Below are 14,118 nucleotides of genomic sequence, written 5' to 3'. Positions count from 1 at the left end.
TTTGAATTCGAACACAGGAGAACAGCGATGAGCGGTTTGGCCGGTCGCAATTCGGAAACGCGCGCCCTCGTCACCGGCGGCGCGCAAGGCATCGGCTTCGCCGTCGCCGAGGCGCTGGCCGACGAGGGCTGCCGCGCGCTGGCGCTGGTCGGCCGCTCGCAGGAAAAGGGCGACAAGGCGGTCGCGGCGCTGAAGAAGGGCGGCGTCGACGCCATCTTCATCAGCGCCGACGTCGCCAAGGTCGCCGACTGCAAGCGCGCCGTCGACACGGCGATCGCGCATTTCGGCACGCTGAACGCGCTGGTCAACGCAGCCGCCACCTCGGCCCGCGGCTCGCTGATCGAAACGACAGAGGACGTCTTCGACCAGATCTTCGACACCAATGTGCGCGGCCCCTTCTTCCTGATGCAGGGCCTGGTCGCGCATCTTCTGGCCCGCAAGGCGCCGGGCTCGATCGTCAACGTGCTGTCGATGTCGGCGCATGCCGGCCAGTCCTTCCTGACGCCCTATTCGACCAGCAAGGGCGCGCTGATGACGCTGACCAAGAATGTCGCCAGCTCCTATCGGAGGAACCGCATCCGCTGCAACGCGGTGCTGCCGGGCTGGATGGACACCGAGGGCGAGGCGATCGTGCAGAAGAAGTGGCACGACGCCCCGGACGACTGGCTGCAAAAGGCCGAGGCCTCGCAGCCGATGGGCCAGCTGGTCAAGCCGGCCCAGCTTGCGCGGCTGATCACCTATATGCTCAGCCCGCAGGCCGGCGTGATGACCGGCTCGCTGGTCGACTACGACCAGAACATTGCTGGCGTGGTCGGCGAGTAGGGCAGGCGAGCAGCCTCGCATCCAGAAGCAGATCGGCCGCGCGTTCACGAGTGATTGGGCTCGAGCGTCCCGGGCTCTGAAAGTCCCTGTTGCCGCAGCATCGCTATTCCCATATAGTCAAGATGGTCAGAATAGTCATGAGATTGAAATGCTGCCTGGACCCAAAGAAGATATGAGCTGGACGGTCGCTGGGGCAAAAGCCCGGCTCTCGGAGGTCATAGATCGGGCACAATCGTCGCCGCAGACGATCACCCGAAACGGCAAACCAAGCGTGGTCGTCGTGTCCGCAGAGGAATGGCGGCGCAAGACCGCACGGAAAGGCACGCTGGCGGAGTTCCTGCTGGAGTCGCCGTTGCGCGGCTCCGATTTGAACCTTGAGCGTCAACGCGACGAGCCGCGTGATCTGCCGCTGTGAAGATACTGCTTGATACGAATGTCCTGTCCGAAGTGACAAGGCCGGCGCCAGACGCACGCGTGTTGGGCTGGTTGGACGAGCTTGACGAGGACCGCTCATTCATCAGCGTCGTGTCGATCGCCGAAATCCGCCGCGGCGTTGCCCTCATGGATGAGGGACGCAAACGCGAAGCGCTTGCAGAATGGCTCGCTCGGGATTTGCCCCAGCGCTTTGAGCAGAGGGTTTTGCCGGTGGACGAAGGCGTTGCCTTGGCCTGGGGCGACCTGATGGGCCTTGCCAAGCGCCGCGGCCGCGGTCTGTCCTCAATGGATGGACTGATCGCTGCCACATCGATTGCGCAGCAGCTCACTTTGGCAACGCGCAACACGAAGGATTTCGAAGGCTTTGGAATCGAACTCTTCGATCCCTGGACTGCATAAACAGGGCATGTCGGGTTCGATAGCCTATGCCCTCGCCACAAGAGAATGTCTCGATGCATCCATATTAGATCACGGTAAGCGGCCATCTTGGGGTTGGCGTCACCGCGCGGTCAGAAGCCAACGCTCTCCAACTGTTCTCGCCAACCTTCGGATCCGTGCAAAAGGTCGTCAGCATCGAGATGGTCAGGACATGGATGATTTCGATCAAAATCATGGGCAACTGGTTTCGTCGTCGTATCTGGTTTCCCCGAGGCCACGAGCAAATTTCTAGCTGAGACGAGGCCCGTACCGAAAGAAAGGCGTCTCAATTGAGTGATCCTCAACCCATCACGAACGAAAATATCCTGAAGATTCTCGGCATCGTCCTCATCGAAATTCGCGCGGCCGATGACCTACCTACAGCACGCATGCTTGCAGACTCATTTCACAACGCGCCGGCCATGATCGCCCGCGGTGCTGATCCGCAGGATACATGGGCAAGCGTTCTCAATATCGCTCGCAGGCTTGAGATGGAACGGTATGTCGTCTCACTGTTGAACCACGTTCAGGCGAGACAAATATCAAGCCGAGCCCCTACCGACACGTGACAAGCGCCTTCGCATCGACTATATGAGCCGCATGATCCACCTGACCGCCTCGTTTTGGTACTTTAGCTACGGTAGCTCGCTGGCGGCGGGAGGATTGCGCTCGATCTGAAGATTGCAGCATCAAAATCCGACAAGCCGCCAGACCTGGCGGCTTTTTTGTTTCAGCCGGCAGGTCTCCTAACCAGGAGCAGAAAGCCGTGTTGACCACCACAGACGACCTTCGGGTCACCGAACTCAAGGAACTGAGCACGCCGGAAGAGGTGATGCGCGAGATACCGCGCACGCTGACGGCGACGCGCACCGTTGCCGCGTCTCGCAACGCCATCCATTCGATCCTGACAGGCGCCGACGACCGGCTTTTGGTCATCGTCGGCCCCTGTTCGATCCACGATCCGGTCGCCGCAATGGACTACGCCAGCCGTCTGGCGGCGCTGCGCGAGGCCCTTGCCGACCGGCTCGAGATCGTCATGCGTGTCTATTTCGAGAAGCCGCGCACCACGGTCGGCTGGAAGGGCCTGATCAACGATCCCGACCTCGACGGCAGCTTCAACATCGACAAGGGCTTGCGCATGGCGCGCAACGTGCTGTCGGCCGTCAACAATCTCGGCCTGCCGGCGGCGACCGAGTTCCTCGACATGACGACGCCGCAATACATCGCCGACCTCGTCGCCTGGGGCGCCATCGGCGCGCGCACCACCGAGAGCCAGATCCATCGCGAGCTGGCCTCGGGCCTGTCCTGCCCGGTCGGCTTCAAGAACGGCACCGACGGCAATCTCCGCATCGCCGCCGAGGCGGTGAAGTCGGCCGCCCAGCCGCACCATTTCATGGCGGTGACCAAGGGCGGCCGCAGCGCGATCGCGGCGACCACCGGCAACGAGGATTGCCACGTCATCCTGCGCGGCGGCATCCAGCCCAACTACGACGCGGCGAGCGTCGCCGCGTCCGCTGCGGAGCTCGGCCGCATCGGAGTCGCGCCGCGGCTGATGATCGACGTCAGCCACGCCAACTCGAGCAAGAAGCCGGAGAACCAGCCGAAGGTGGCGGCCGACGTGGCGGGCCAGGTGGCAGCGGGCGACGAGCGCATCATCGGCGTCATGATCGAGAGCAATCTCGTCGCCGGCCGGCAGGACGTGGTGGCCGGCAAGCCGCTCACCTACGGCCAGAGCATCACCGATGGCTGCATCGACTGGGCGACCACCGAGACGGTGCTGCACGGCCTTGCCGGCGCGGTCGAATGGCGGCGGTCGGCACGCCGCGAAATGCTGGCGACCCGGCAGGGCGCGGCCTGACTTCCTTCCCCCCTACGGAAGAAGGTGGATCGGCGCGCAGCGCCGAGACGGGTGCCGGAAGGAACTCGGCGTGGGCCCTTGAGGCTCACGCCGCCCTCAAACCTTCCCAGGCGGTGAACACCGAGACCGCGAACAGCAGCAGCCCCGCCGCCCGACCGGCAAGGACGGTCGCCCGCGGATTGGCGACCAGCAGTTGGCGGCTGCTGCCGGCGGTAACCGCGAGCCCGCCATAGATGGCGGCCTGCGTGGCGATCGTCATCAGCCCCATGACGGTCGCCTGCATCCAGATCGGGCCGTAGTCCGGCTTCAGGAACTGCGGATAGACGGCGAGGATGAAGAGGTAGGCCTTCGGATTGATCAGGCAGGTCATCAGCCCCTGGCGAAACGCCTTCCAGGCGGAACGGCTGCCGGAAGGCCCGTCCTGGCCGATGGTGATGGAGCTGCGCATCAGCGTGATGCCGATATAGGCCATGTAGGCGGCGCCGGCGATCAGCAGCGGCGTGAACAGGATCGGGACGAAATGCATGAGCAGGCCGACGCCGATCGCGCCGTTCAGCGTGTGCACAATGCCGCCCAGCATGATGCCGCCAGTCGCGGCGAGACCTCTGTTGCTGCCGCCCGTCAGCGCATTGGCCAGCACGAACAGCATGTCCATGCCGGGCACGACGATGATGCCGAACAGCAGGATGAAGAAGAGCCAGAGATTTTGCGCGTAGTCCATGTCAGTAGTCTGTTGCCTTCACCCGAAATGCCGCAGAGCAATGTGTTGATTTTCAAGCGGATAGGCCGTCCTATAGATCATCCCAACTGACGGGGGTGTGTCAGTTGCGTTCGGAGCCGTTGAGGAAATGCGCAAGGCGTCGCGCCTGTTCGAGATCATCCAGATCCTGCGGCTGGCCAGGCAGCCGGTGACGGCGGCCATGATTGCCGAACAGCTGGAAGTGACGGTGCGCTCGATCTATCGCGACATCGCGGCACTGCAGGCGATGCGCGTGCCGATCGAGGGCGGGCGCGGCATCGGCTACGTCCTGCGCCCGGGCTTCGACCTGCCGCCGCTGATGTTCTCGATCGAGGAGATGGAGGCGATCGTGCTGTCGCTGGCGCTGCTCGAGCGTACCGGCGACGACGAGCTCAAGCAGGCCGCAAAACGCGTCGGCGCCAAGATCGCCGGTGCCGTGCCGCCGCCCTTGCGCCAGGCGCTCGACGCCAATGCCCTGCATGCCTGGGGTTTTGCTGCACCCTCGGCCTCGGCGGTCGATCTCGCCTTGGTGCGCCGCGCCATCCGCGACGAGGAGAAGCTCGACCTTTCCTATCGCGACGAGGCCGGCCGCGACACAAAGCGCCTCATCCGCCCGGTCGCGCTCATCTATTACGCCGAAACCGCCAACATCGTCGCCTGGTGCGAACTGCGCCAGGCCATCCGCAATTTCCGCAGCGACCGCATCGAGGACTGCCGGCTGGCGGGCCTATGGTTCAAGGGCGAAGGCGACCGGCTGCGGCAGGTCTGGGTGGACGGCTGGGAGATCAACGCATCGGCTGCCGCCACCTGACGCTTTGCCGGCTTTGCGTTGGAAGCGGCTGTTACCGCACGTCCACCCAGCGCTGTTCCTGGAACGAGCGCGCCATCGCATGCACGGTGCGCTCGATCTCCAGCCCCTCGTCGAAATCGATGATCCGCGCCGGCTTGCCGGCGAGCCGCAGCATGAGCTCGCGGCATTCGATGATCTTGAGGTCGTTGAAGCCGAGGCCGTGGCCGGGCGCCGGGACGAAGGCGTCGTAGGGCTTGTGGTGCGGCGCCACCAGGATGGTGCGGTAGCCCTGCTCGGTCGGCCTGTCTGCCGTCAGGTAGAGCTGGAACTCGTTGAACCGCTCCTGGTCGTAGAGGATCGAGCCTTTCGAACCGAAGATCTGGATGGCGATGCGGCCCTTGCGGCCCCAGGCCGAGCGATTGACCAGCAGCGTGCCGGCAATGCCGTTCTCGAGATGCATCAGCACGCTGGCGATGTCGTAGGTCTCGACCGCGCGGCGACCGCCGGTCGCGACCTTGCGGTCGGCATAGGGCTTGGCCATGTCGCACATGACGCGGCCGACGCGGCCGAACAGCACCTTGATCAGCGACAGCGGGTGCACGGCGAAATCGTCGAGCGCGCCATAGCCCGATGCCGCCTCATGCTTCCAGAAGAACGGCGCCTCGGGGTCGGCCATGAAGTCCTCGTCCATCTCGATGCGCAGATGGTTGACCTCGCCGATGATCTTCTCCTCAAGCAGCGCGCCGATATGGCGGATGGCCGGGTTCTGGATGTAGTTGTAGCCGAGCGCCGCCACCTTGCCGGATGTCTTCGCCGCCTTCGCCATCGCCTCGGCTTCCGCGAAGCCCGGCGCCATCGGTTTCTCGCACCAGAGATGCTTGCCGGCTTCGAGGATGGCGATGGCCATTTCCGGATGGAACTGGTTGGGCGTGGTCAGCGACACGATCTCGACCTCCGGATCGTTGACCACGGCGCGCCAGTCGCCGGAGCCCCTGGCGAAGCCGAACTCACCCGCCTTGCGCCTGGCAAGCTCGTCATTGACCTCGCCGAGATGCACCAGCCTGGGCTTGGCTACATCCGGGAAGACGGTGCCGACCGCGCTCCAGGCAATGGCGTGGCACTTGCCCATGAAACCCGTGCCGATGAGGCCCACTCCGACCATTTGGATGTCTCCATTGAAGGGGAACTGCAGCGTGTGGATGAATTAATCCATTTCCGCTCGGAATGGAACGTCCAAATCATTTTTTATGGTGTTCTTGCGCGAAGCCGCTATGATGAGGCAGGAGAGGGGGACTACCATTATGGCCGTGGGCGGAGCGACGATGGACGAACGGGTTCCCCGCGATTTCGAGACGCTGCGCGCGACGATCCTGGAGCGGCGCCACAGCCTGCCCAAGCGCATCGCGCAGATAGCCGCCTATGCGCTCGACAATCCCGACGACATCGCTTTCGGCACCGCCGCCAGCATCGCCGCCTCGGCGGGCGTCCAGCCCTCGACGCTGATCCGCTTTGCCCAGCAGCTCGGCTTCGACGGCTTCACCAGCCTGCAGCTTGTGTTCCGGGAACGCCTGCGCGAGCGCAATTCATCCTATGACGAGCGTTTGGCCGCGCTGCGCGCCAAGGCCGAGGAAGGCGCCGGCCATCGGGCGATCTTCGATGGTTTCGTCGCTGCCGCCAGCACCTCGCTGAGCGACATTTCGCGCACGCTCAACGAACCGCATTTCGAGGAGGCGATCGCGCTGCTGGCCAAGGCCGAGACCATCTACGTGCTCGCCAAGCGCCGCTCCTATCCGGTCGCCTCCTACATCGCCTACGCGCTGGGCAAGCTCAAGATCCGCAACCAGCTGATCGAGTCGGCCGCCGGCCTCAACGCCGAGATGGTCGGCTTTGCCACGCCGAGGGATGCCGTCATCGCCATCTCGTTTTCGCCCTATGCGCCGGCGACCATCGAGGAAACGCGCGCCATCTCCGAGCAGGGCGTGCCGATCGTCGCCATCACCGACTCCTCGTTCTCGCCGCTCGCCCAGTTCGCCAAGGTCTGGTTCGAGGTCGCCGAGGCCGATTTCGCCGGCTTCCGCTCACTGTCGGCGACGATGGCGCTGGCCATGGCGCTGACCGTCGCAGTCGGCGAGAAGCGGCGCGACACGGGCCGCAAGCGCAAGGGCTGAACGGCTCGGCCTGCAGTCTTTTTCGGCTAGGGAATGCTCATTCCATCTTGACTACAGATTGGAATTATTATTTCATAATCCCGGCATCACGCCGCCGCTCGCGCGTGTACCCCAAAATGGGGTTGCTCAACACAATAAGGCCGATGGGAGGTTCGAATGGGCGAAGCCGTGGAAGCGAAACCGCTCGACGTCATCACCATCGGCCGCGCCTCGGTCGACCTCTACGGCCAGCAGATCGGCTCGCGGCTGGAGGACATCACCTCCTTCGCCAAATCGGTCGGCGGCTGCCCGGCCAACATCTCCGTCGGCACGGCAAGGCTTGGCCTGCGTTCGGCGCTGCTCACCCGCGTCGGCGACGAGCAGATGGGCCGTTTCATCCGCGAGCAGCTCAAGCGTGAAGGCGTCTCGGTCGACGGCCTGAAGACCGACAAGGAGCGGCTGACCGCGCTGGTGCTGCTCTCGGTCGAGGATGAAGGCGTCTCGCCGATGATCTTCTACCGCTCCGACTGCGCCGACATGGCGCTGGCCGAGGAGGATATCGACGAGGCGTTCATTGCCTCGGCTCGCGCCGTCGTCGTCACCGGCACGCACTTCTCGCGACCCAACAGCGACGCCGCGCAGCGCAAGGCGATCCGCATCATGAAGGCCAAGGGCGGCAAGGTGGTCTTCGACATCGACTATCGCCCGAACCTCTGGGGCCTTGCCGGCCATGCCGAGGGCTTCGAGCGCTATGTCAAATCCGACCGCGTCTCGGCGCAGCTGAAGACGGTGTTGCCCGATTGCGACCTCATCGTCGGCACCGAAGAGGAGATCATGATCGCCTCGGGCGCCGATGATTGCCTGAGCGCGCTGAAGACCATCCGCTCGCTGTCCTCCGCCACCATCGTGCTCAAGCGCGGCGCCATGGGCTGCATCGTTTATGACGGGCCGATCAGCGACGACCTCGAGGACGGCATTGTCGGCAAGGGCTTTCCGATCGAGGTCTACAATGTGCTTGGCGCCGGCGATGCCTTCATGTCGGGCTTCCTGCGCGGCTGGCTCGGCGGCGAGAGCTTCGCCACGGCGGCGACCTGGGCCAATGCCTGCGGCGCCTTCGCCGTCTCGCGCCTGCTCTGCGCGCCGGAATATCCGACCTTCGAGGAATTGCAGTATTTCCTCAAGCACGGCAGCAAGCACCTGGCGCTGCGCAAGGACGAGGCGATCAACCACATCCATTGGGCGACGACGCGCCGGCGCGACATCCCCTCGCTGATGGCGCTCGCCTGCGACCACCGCGTCCAGCTCGAGGACGTCGCCGCCAAGACCGGTGCGGATGCCGCCCGCATCGAGGATTTCAAGGTGCTGACCGTCAAGGCGGCGGCCAAAGTCGCCGCCGGCCGCGCCGGTTACGGCATGCTGCTCGACGAGAAATATGGCCGCGACGCCATGTTCGAATTCGCCCGCCATCCCTTCGCCTGGCTTGGCCGTCCGGTCGAACTGCCGGGCTCGCGGCCGCTGCGCTTCGAATTCTCGCAGGACATTGGCTCGCAACTGGTCGACTGGCCGGTCGAGCACTGCATCAAATGCCTGTGCTTCTACCACCCGGACGACCCCGAGGCGCTGAAGCTGGAGCAGCAGCAGAAGCTCAGGACCCTGTTCGAAGCCGCGCGGAAAGTGGGCAGGGAGCTTCTCGTCGAGATCATCGCCGGCAAGCACGGCAAGCTCGACGACACCACCATCCCGCGCGCGCTGGAGGAACTCTATGCGCTGGGCATCAAGCCCGACTGGTGGAAGCTCGAGCCGCAGGCCTCGGCCAGCGCCTGGGCCAAGATCGAGGCGGTGATCGTCAAGAACGATCCATGGTGCCGCGGTGTCGTGCTGCTCGGGCTGGAGGCGCCGCAGGACGAGCTGGAAGCGGCCTTTGCCGCAACGAGCAACGCGCCGATCGTCAAGGGCTTCGCCGTCGGTCGCACCATCTTCATCAACGCCGCCGAACAGTGGCTGGCCGGCAGCATGTCGGATGAAGGGGCGGTCGCCGACATGGCGTCGCGCTTCGAGCAACTGACCGAGGCATGGCTTGCCGCGCGCGGCCGCAAGGCGGCATAACAGACGGAAGCCGGAGGAAACGACATGACGAAGACCGTACGCCTGACCATGGCGCAGGCTGTGACCCGCTTCCTGTCGCGCCAGATGACTGAGATCGACGGCAGACGAGTGCCGATCTTCGGCGGCGTCTGGGCGATCTTCGGCCATGGCAATGTCGCCGGCGTCGGCGAGGCGCTCTACCAGGTGCGCGACAAATTGCCGACCTTCCGCGCCCATAACGAGCAGGCGATGGCGCATGCAGCGATCGCCTATGCCAAGGCCAATTTCCGCCGCCGCTTCATGGCGGCGACCAGCTCGATCGGTCCCGGCGCGCTCAACATGGTGACGGCGGCGGCCCTGGCACACGTAAACCGGTTGCCTGTCCTGTTTTTGCCGGGCGATGTGTTCGCCAACCGCTTGCCCGATCCGGTGCTGCAGCAGGCCGAGGATTTTTCCGACGGCACGGCGAGCGTCAACGACTGCTTCCGCGCCGTGTCGCGCTATTTCGACCGCATCACGCGGCCGGAGCAGATCATCCCGGCGCTCAACCGCGCCATGCAGGTGCTGACCGATCCGGCCGAATGCGGCCCGGTCACACTGTCGCTCTGCCAGGACGTGCAGGCCGAGGCTTATGACTATCCCGAAAGCCTGTTTGCCGAGCGCCTCTGGATGCCGCGCCGGGTTCGTCCGGACCGCAACGAACTGGCGGCCGCCGTCGCGGCGCTGAAGGGCGCCAAAAGGCCGCTGGTGATCGCCGGCGGCGGCGTCCTCTATTCGCAGGCTTCGGGCGAACTGGCCAAGCTGGTGCAGGGCGCCGGCATTCCCGTCTGCGAGACGCAGGGCGGCAAGTCTTCGCTCCCCGATGACCATCCGCTCAACATGGCTGCGGTCGGCGTCACCGGCACGTCCGCCGCCAACCGGCTGGCCGAGGAGGCCGATGTCGTGCTCGCCGTCGGCACCAGGCTGCAGGATTTCACCACCGGCTCATGGGCGCTGTTCAAGAATGCCGGCCGCACCATCATCGGGCTGAACACCCAAGGTTTCGATGCCGGCAAGCACTGGGCGCTGCCGCTGGTCGCCGACGCGGCCGAAGGGCTGGCGGAACTGTCCGCTGCCTTGAAGGGCTGGAAGGCGCCGTTCGCCTGGACCGACAATGCGCTGAAGGGCAAGACGGAGTGGCAGGCTGCCGCCGCCAAGGTCACGGCCTCGACCAATGCCGCCTATCCATCCGACGCGCAGGTGATCGGCGCCGTGCAGCGCGCCATGGGCTCGGGCGTCACCTTGCTGCATGCCGCCGGCGGATTGCCCGGCGAATTGCACAAGCTCTGGCAGGCCGGCGCGCCCGGCTCCTATCATGCCGAATACGGCTTCTCGACCATGGGTTACGAGATCGCCGGCGGTCTCGGCGTCAAGATGGCCAAGCCCGATCAGGAGGTCGTCGTCATGGTCGGCGATGGCTCCTACCTGATGCTCAATTCCGAGATCGCCACATCGGTGATGCTGGGGCTGAAACTCACCATCGTGCTGCTCGACAACCGCGGCTATGGCTGCATCAACCGGCTGCAGATGGCGACCGGCGGCGCCAACTTCAACAATCTCCTGAAGGACTCCCGCCACGAGGTCATGCCCGATGTCGACTTCGCCGCCCATGCGGCAAGCCTCGGCGCGACGGCCGAGAAGGTGGCCTCGATCGCCGAGCTGGAGACGGCGCTCGCCAGGGCCAAGGCCAACAGCAAGACCACCGTGCTGGTCATCGACACCGATCCGCTGGTCTCGACCGAGGCCGGCGGCCACTGGTGGGATGTCGCCGTGCCGGAAGTCTCCGCGCGACGCGAAGTCAACGCCGCGCGCAAGAAATATGAGGAAGCCGTCGGCAGCCGGCAGGGCTGAGCCCGCGTCCGCCTCGCAACGAACTGACAATTGGAGTGACGACTTGAAAGCCAAACTGGGCATGTCCCCCATCGCGTGGTGGAACGACGATCTGGTGGAACTGAGCGATGACGTGTCGCTGGAGGAGTGTCTGCGCCAGTCGCGCTCGGCCGGCTTCACCGGCATGGAAAAGGGCCGCCGCTTTCCCGACGATCCCAAAGTGATGCTCCCGATCCTCAAGGAGGCCGACGTCACGCTCTGCGGCGGCTGGTTCTCAGGCACGCTGGTCGACGAGGAGATGGCCAGGAACAAGGACCGCATCCAGCCGATGATCGACCTGTTCAAGGCGGTCAACGCGCCCTGCATCGTCTATGGCGAGGTCGGCCGCTCCATCCAGGGTGACCGTTCGAAGCCGCTCGCCACCAAGCCGAAGCTCTCCGGCGACGAGATGAAGGCCTATGGCAGGCGCCTGACCGAATTCGGCGAATGGTGCGCCGAGCAGGGCATGCCGCTGTCCTACCACCACCACATGGCGGCGGTCGTCGAAACCGAGACGGAGCTCGACGCCTTCATGCGCCACTCCGGCGAAGGCATTCCGCTGCTGCTCGACGCCGGCCATCTCGCCTTCGCCGGCGGCGATGTGCTGCGCGCCATCGACAACCACCACAAGCGCATCAACCACGTCCACGTGAAGGACGTTCGCATGGGAGTGATCGACAAACTCGACCGCACCAGGCAGTCCTTCCTCGATGCCGTGGCGCTCGGCGCCTTCACCGTGCCTGGCGACGGGTCGTTGGATTTCGGCGCCATTGTGCAGCGGTTCGCCGACCATGGCTATGAAGGCTGGTTCGTCGTCGAGGCCGAGCAGGATCCGAAGCCAAACCCTCCGCTCAGGATGGCCCAGGTCGGCTACAAGGAGCTGATGCGGGTGATGAGCGCCGCCGGCTACACGGTGGAGACGCAGGGTTTTCCGGCCTGAACGGTGGATTAGTCAGGGCGCTCGGTCTATCTGATGCGCTTTGGCTAAATCCGGGATTGGCGCGCGATGAAAGACTATGAGCACCCGTTCTTCCGGCCGCTGTGGCGGCGCATCGCCGTGGTGGCTGTCTGCCTGGCCTGGTCGGTGATCGAGTTCGCCTCCGGAACGCCTTTCTGGGGCGTCATCGCGCTCGGCTTCGCCGGCTATGCCGTCTGGCAGTTCTTCTATCTCTACAAGCCGGCCGAAGAGGCCAAGCCTCCGGCCGAACCGAAGGAATGATCGAGGAGACAAAAATGTCCAAACTGCTCGTCAAGGCCGACAAGGGCCACGGCCGCGTCGCCCACGTCACGCCGCAAAGCGCCGGCTGGACCTATGTCGGCTTCGATCTTCATCGGCTGAAAGCGGGCGAGACGGCTTCGGGTGAAACGGCCGACCGCGAGGTCTGCCTGGTCTTCGTCACCGGCAAGGGCAAGGCGTCCGCCGCCGGCACGGATCTCGGCCTGCTCGGCGAGCGCATGTCGCCGTTCGAGGGCAAGCCCTGGTCTGTCTATGTGCCTGAGGGGTCCAACTGGTCGGTGACCGCCGACACCGAGCTGGAACTCGCCGTCTGCTCGGCGCCCGGCCTGGGCGGCGGCCTGCCGGCCCGCGTCATCGCTCCGCGGGACCTCGGCCAGGAGGTGCGCGGCAAGGGCACCAATACGCGCTACGTCACCAACATCCTGCCCGAAGGCAAGCCGGCCGACTCGTTGCTGGTGGTCGAGGTCATCACGCCTGGCGGTCACACCTCCAGCTATCCGCCGCACAAGCACGACCGGGACAATCTCCCCGCCGAGTCCTATCTCGAGGAGACCTACTACCACCGCCTCAACCCGCCGCAGGGCTTTGCCTTCCAGCGCGTCTATACCGACGCCGGCAGGAATGGCGAGCGCGAGCTGGACGAGGCGATGGCGATCGAGGACGGCGATGTGGTGCTGGTGCCGAAGGGCTACCACCCATGCGCCGCCTGCCATGGCTACGATCTCTACTATCTCAACGTCATGGCCGGGCCGAAGCGCACCTGGAAGTTCCACAACGCGCCCGAGCACGAATGGCTGATGAAGGCCTGAGCCTCCTGCATTGCGCTGAAGCCATTGGTCCAGCACGGAAAAATCGTCGGCTAAGGACCTGCCTGGCCGATTTGCCATCGAAAACCATCGTAAGCTTCGTCAATCCGTCATGGAAATCACCTATGGCAACGGTCTGACGAGGACTTCTTATGCGCTACGCCATCTATTTCACCCCAAGCCAGGACGAGCCGCTGGCGCGGATCGCCGCCAATTGGCTGGGACGCGACCCGTTCGGCGCCGCCACCCGGCCGGTCGAGGCCGTGGGTGAGCTGTCGGCGGCTGAAGTTGCCTTCCATACCGCCTCGGCCCGCCGCTACGGCTTTCACGCGACGCTGAAGGCGCCCTTCAGGTTGGCTGAGAACGAGACGGAAGCCTCGCTGCGCGCGGCGCTCGACAGCTTTGCCGAGGCGGCCCAGCCGGCTACCATCCCGCGCCTGATCGTCGGTCAGATCGATGGCTTCTTCGCGCTGGTGCCGCAAGCGCCGGTGCCGGCGCTCAACCGCTTCGCCGGCGATGTCGTGCTCGCCTTCGACCGTTTCCGCGCGCCGCTGACCGAGGCCGAGATCGAGCGCCGCAGCCCCGATTCGCTGAAGCCGGACGAGTTCCGCAACCTCTGCCAATGGGGCTACCCTTACGTCTTCGAGACCTTCCGCTTTCATATGACGCTGTCCGGCCGCGTCGCGTCACAGGAAAGCCCTCGTCTGCGCGCAGCAATCGACAGCCTGTTCACGGAAGTGCTGCTGCGGCCGGTGCCGGTCGATGCGCTGACGCTGTTCGTCGAAACCGAACCGGGCGCCCCGTTCATTGTGCTGTCCCACCACGCGCTAGGACGCCGCCCGGCCCGGAAAACTGCCTGAGACCAAACTGCTTG

The 14,118-nt window shown here is 65.0% G+C and carries 16 protein-coding genes; 13 read left to right on the top strand and 3 right to left on the bottom strand.

Translation table 11 applies throughout. From position 1 onward, the window contains the following. The first annotated feature begins 27 nt into the window (after positions 1-27). The 3 genes from PU724_RS19195 (at position 28) to PU724_RS19185 (ending at position 1,656) form a co-directional block, all read left to right on the top strand. A complete protein-coding gene (locus tag PU724_RS19195; RefSeq protein ID WP_127391598.1) occupies positions 28-822 on the top strand; it encodes an SDR family oxidoreductase in 795 nt (264 codons plus the stop codon). A gap of 148 nt (positions 823-970) precedes the next feature. Further along, entirely contained in the window at positions 971-1,237 is a 267-nt protein-coding gene (locus PU724_RS19190; RefSeq protein ID WP_127391599.1) for a type II toxin-antitoxin system Phd/YefM family antitoxin, read from the top strand. Continuing rightward, positions 1,234-1,656, top strand: coding sequence for a type II toxin-antitoxin system VapC family toxin (locus PU724_RS19185; RefSeq protein ID WP_354420438.1), 423 nt, complete (start codon positions 1,234-1,236; stop codon positions 1,654-1,656). The genes PU724_RS19190 and PU724_RS19185 overlap by 4 nt, the downstream gene beginning before the upstream one ends. A 64-nt stretch (positions 1,657-1,720) precedes the next feature. Here PU724_RS19185 and PU724_RS19180 read toward each other — a convergent pair whose 3' ends face one another. Further along, on the bottom strand, positions 1,721-1,870 hold the full coding sequence (locus PU724_RS19180) for a hypothetical protein (RefSeq protein WP_426213504.1): 150 nt from the start codon (positions 1,868-1,870) through the stop codon (positions 1,721-1,723). A 94-nt stretch (positions 1,871-1,964) separates the two neighbouring features. Between PU724_RS19180 and PU724_RS19175 the strand changes: the two genes are divergently transcribed. Both PU724_RS19175 and PU724_RS19170 read left to right on the top strand, forming a co-directional pair. After that, the gene (locus PU724_RS19175) at positions 1,965-2,243 is read left to right on the top strand and encodes a hypothetical protein (protein WP_354420437.1); all 279 of its coding nucleotides are present in this window, start codon (positions 1,965-1,967) and stop codon (positions 2,241-2,243) included. A 197-nt stretch (positions 2,244-2,440) separates the two neighbouring features. Then, positions 2,441-3,532 carry a 3-deoxy-7-phosphoheptulonate synthase gene (locus PU724_RS19170; protein WP_135860276.1) on the top strand — a complete coding sequence of 364 codons (1,092 nt, stop codon included), beginning with the start codon at positions 2,441-2,443 and terminating at the stop codon, positions 3,530-3,532. A gap of 85 nt (positions 3,533-3,617) precedes the next feature. Here PU724_RS19170 and PU724_RS19165 read toward each other — a convergent pair whose 3' ends face one another. After that, a complete protein-coding gene (locus PU724_RS19165) occupies positions 3,618-4,253 on the bottom strand; it encodes a LysE family translocator (protein WP_135860277.1) in 636 nt (211 codons plus the stop codon). Between the two features lie 127 nt (positions 4,254-4,380). Between PU724_RS19165 and PU724_RS19160 the strand changes: the two genes are divergently transcribed. Continuing rightward, a complete protein-coding gene (locus PU724_RS19160) occupies positions 4,381-5,082 on the top strand; it encodes a helix-turn-helix transcriptional regulator (protein ID WP_127391603.1) in 702 nt (233 codons plus the stop codon). 31 nt (positions 5,083-5,113) lie between these two features. On the opposite strand, the gene PU724_RS19155 is transcribed toward PU724_RS19160, so the two are convergent. Continuing rightward, on the bottom strand, positions 5,114-6,223 hold the full coding sequence (locus tag PU724_RS19155; RefSeq protein WP_354420436.1) for a Gfo/Idh/MocA family protein: 1,110 nt from the start codon (positions 6,221-6,223) through the stop codon (positions 5,114-5,116). A 160-nt stretch (positions 6,224-6,383) separates the two neighbouring features. Here PU724_RS19155 and PU724_RS19150 point away from each other — a divergent pair, with 160 nt between their 5' ends. The 7 genes from PU724_RS19150 to PU724_RS19120 all read left to right on the top strand — a co-directional run bounded on the left by PU724_RS19150 (position 6,384) and on the right by PU724_RS19120 (position 14,104). Then, positions 6,384-7,229, top strand: a complete 846-nt coding sequence (locus tag PU724_RS19150; protein ID WP_187331344.1) for a MurR/RpiR family transcriptional regulator — start codon at positions 6,384-6,386, stop codon at positions 7,227-7,229. Positions 7,230-7,385: 156 nt separating this feature from the next. Next, positions 7,386-9,314, top strand: coding sequence for a bifunctional 5-dehydro-2-deoxygluconokinase/5-dehydro-2-deoxyphosphogluconate aldolase (locus PU724_RS19145; RefSeq protein WP_354420435.1), 1,929 nt, complete (start codon positions 7,386-7,388; stop codon positions 9,312-9,314). 24 nt (positions 9,315-9,338) lie between these two features. Beyond that, positions 9,339-11,183: a 3D-(3,5/4)-trihydroxycyclohexane-1,2-dione acylhydrolase (decyclizing) gene (iolD, locus tag PU724_RS19140; RefSeq protein ID WP_354420434.1), complete on the top strand. Its 1,845-nt coding sequence runs from the start codon at positions 9,339-9,341 to the stop codon at positions 11,181-11,183. A 43-nt stretch (positions 11,184-11,226) separates the two neighbouring features. Continuing rightward, positions 11,227-12,141, top strand: a complete 915-nt coding sequence (iolE, locus tag PU724_RS19135) for a myo-inosose-2 dehydratase (protein WP_354420433.1) — start codon at positions 11,227-11,229, stop codon at positions 12,139-12,141. Positions 12,142-12,207: 66 nt separating this feature from the next. Beyond that, on the top strand, positions 12,208-12,420 hold the full coding sequence (locus PU724_RS19130) for a DUF3329 domain-containing protein (RefSeq protein ID WP_126057076.1): 213 nt from the start codon (positions 12,208-12,210) through the stop codon (positions 12,418-12,420). A gap of 14 nt (positions 12,421-12,434) precedes the next feature. Further along, positions 12,435-13,247 carry a 5-deoxy-glucuronate isomerase gene (gene iolB, locus PU724_RS19125; RefSeq protein ID WP_354420432.1) on the top strand — a complete coding sequence of 271 codons (813 nt, stop codon included), beginning with the start codon at positions 12,435-12,437 and terminating at the stop codon, positions 13,245-13,247. 149 nt (positions 13,248-13,396) lie between these two features. After that, positions 13,397-14,104 carry a DUF1045 domain-containing protein gene (locus PU724_RS19120; protein WP_354420431.1) on the top strand — a complete coding sequence of 236 codons (708 nt, stop codon included), beginning with the start codon at positions 13,397-13,399 and terminating at the stop codon, positions 14,102-14,104. Positions 14,105-14,118 lie beyond the last annotated feature (14 nt).

This window comes from Mesorhizobium abyssinicae (assembly GCF_049887195.1).
GTDB classification, from domain to species: Bacteria; Pseudomonadota; Alphaproteobacteria; order Rhizobiales; family Rhizobiaceae; genus Mesorhizobium; species Mesorhizobium abyssinicae.
Note: the sequence above shows the minus strand (reverse complement) of the source record. Positions and strands in the feature narration are given on the sequence as shown.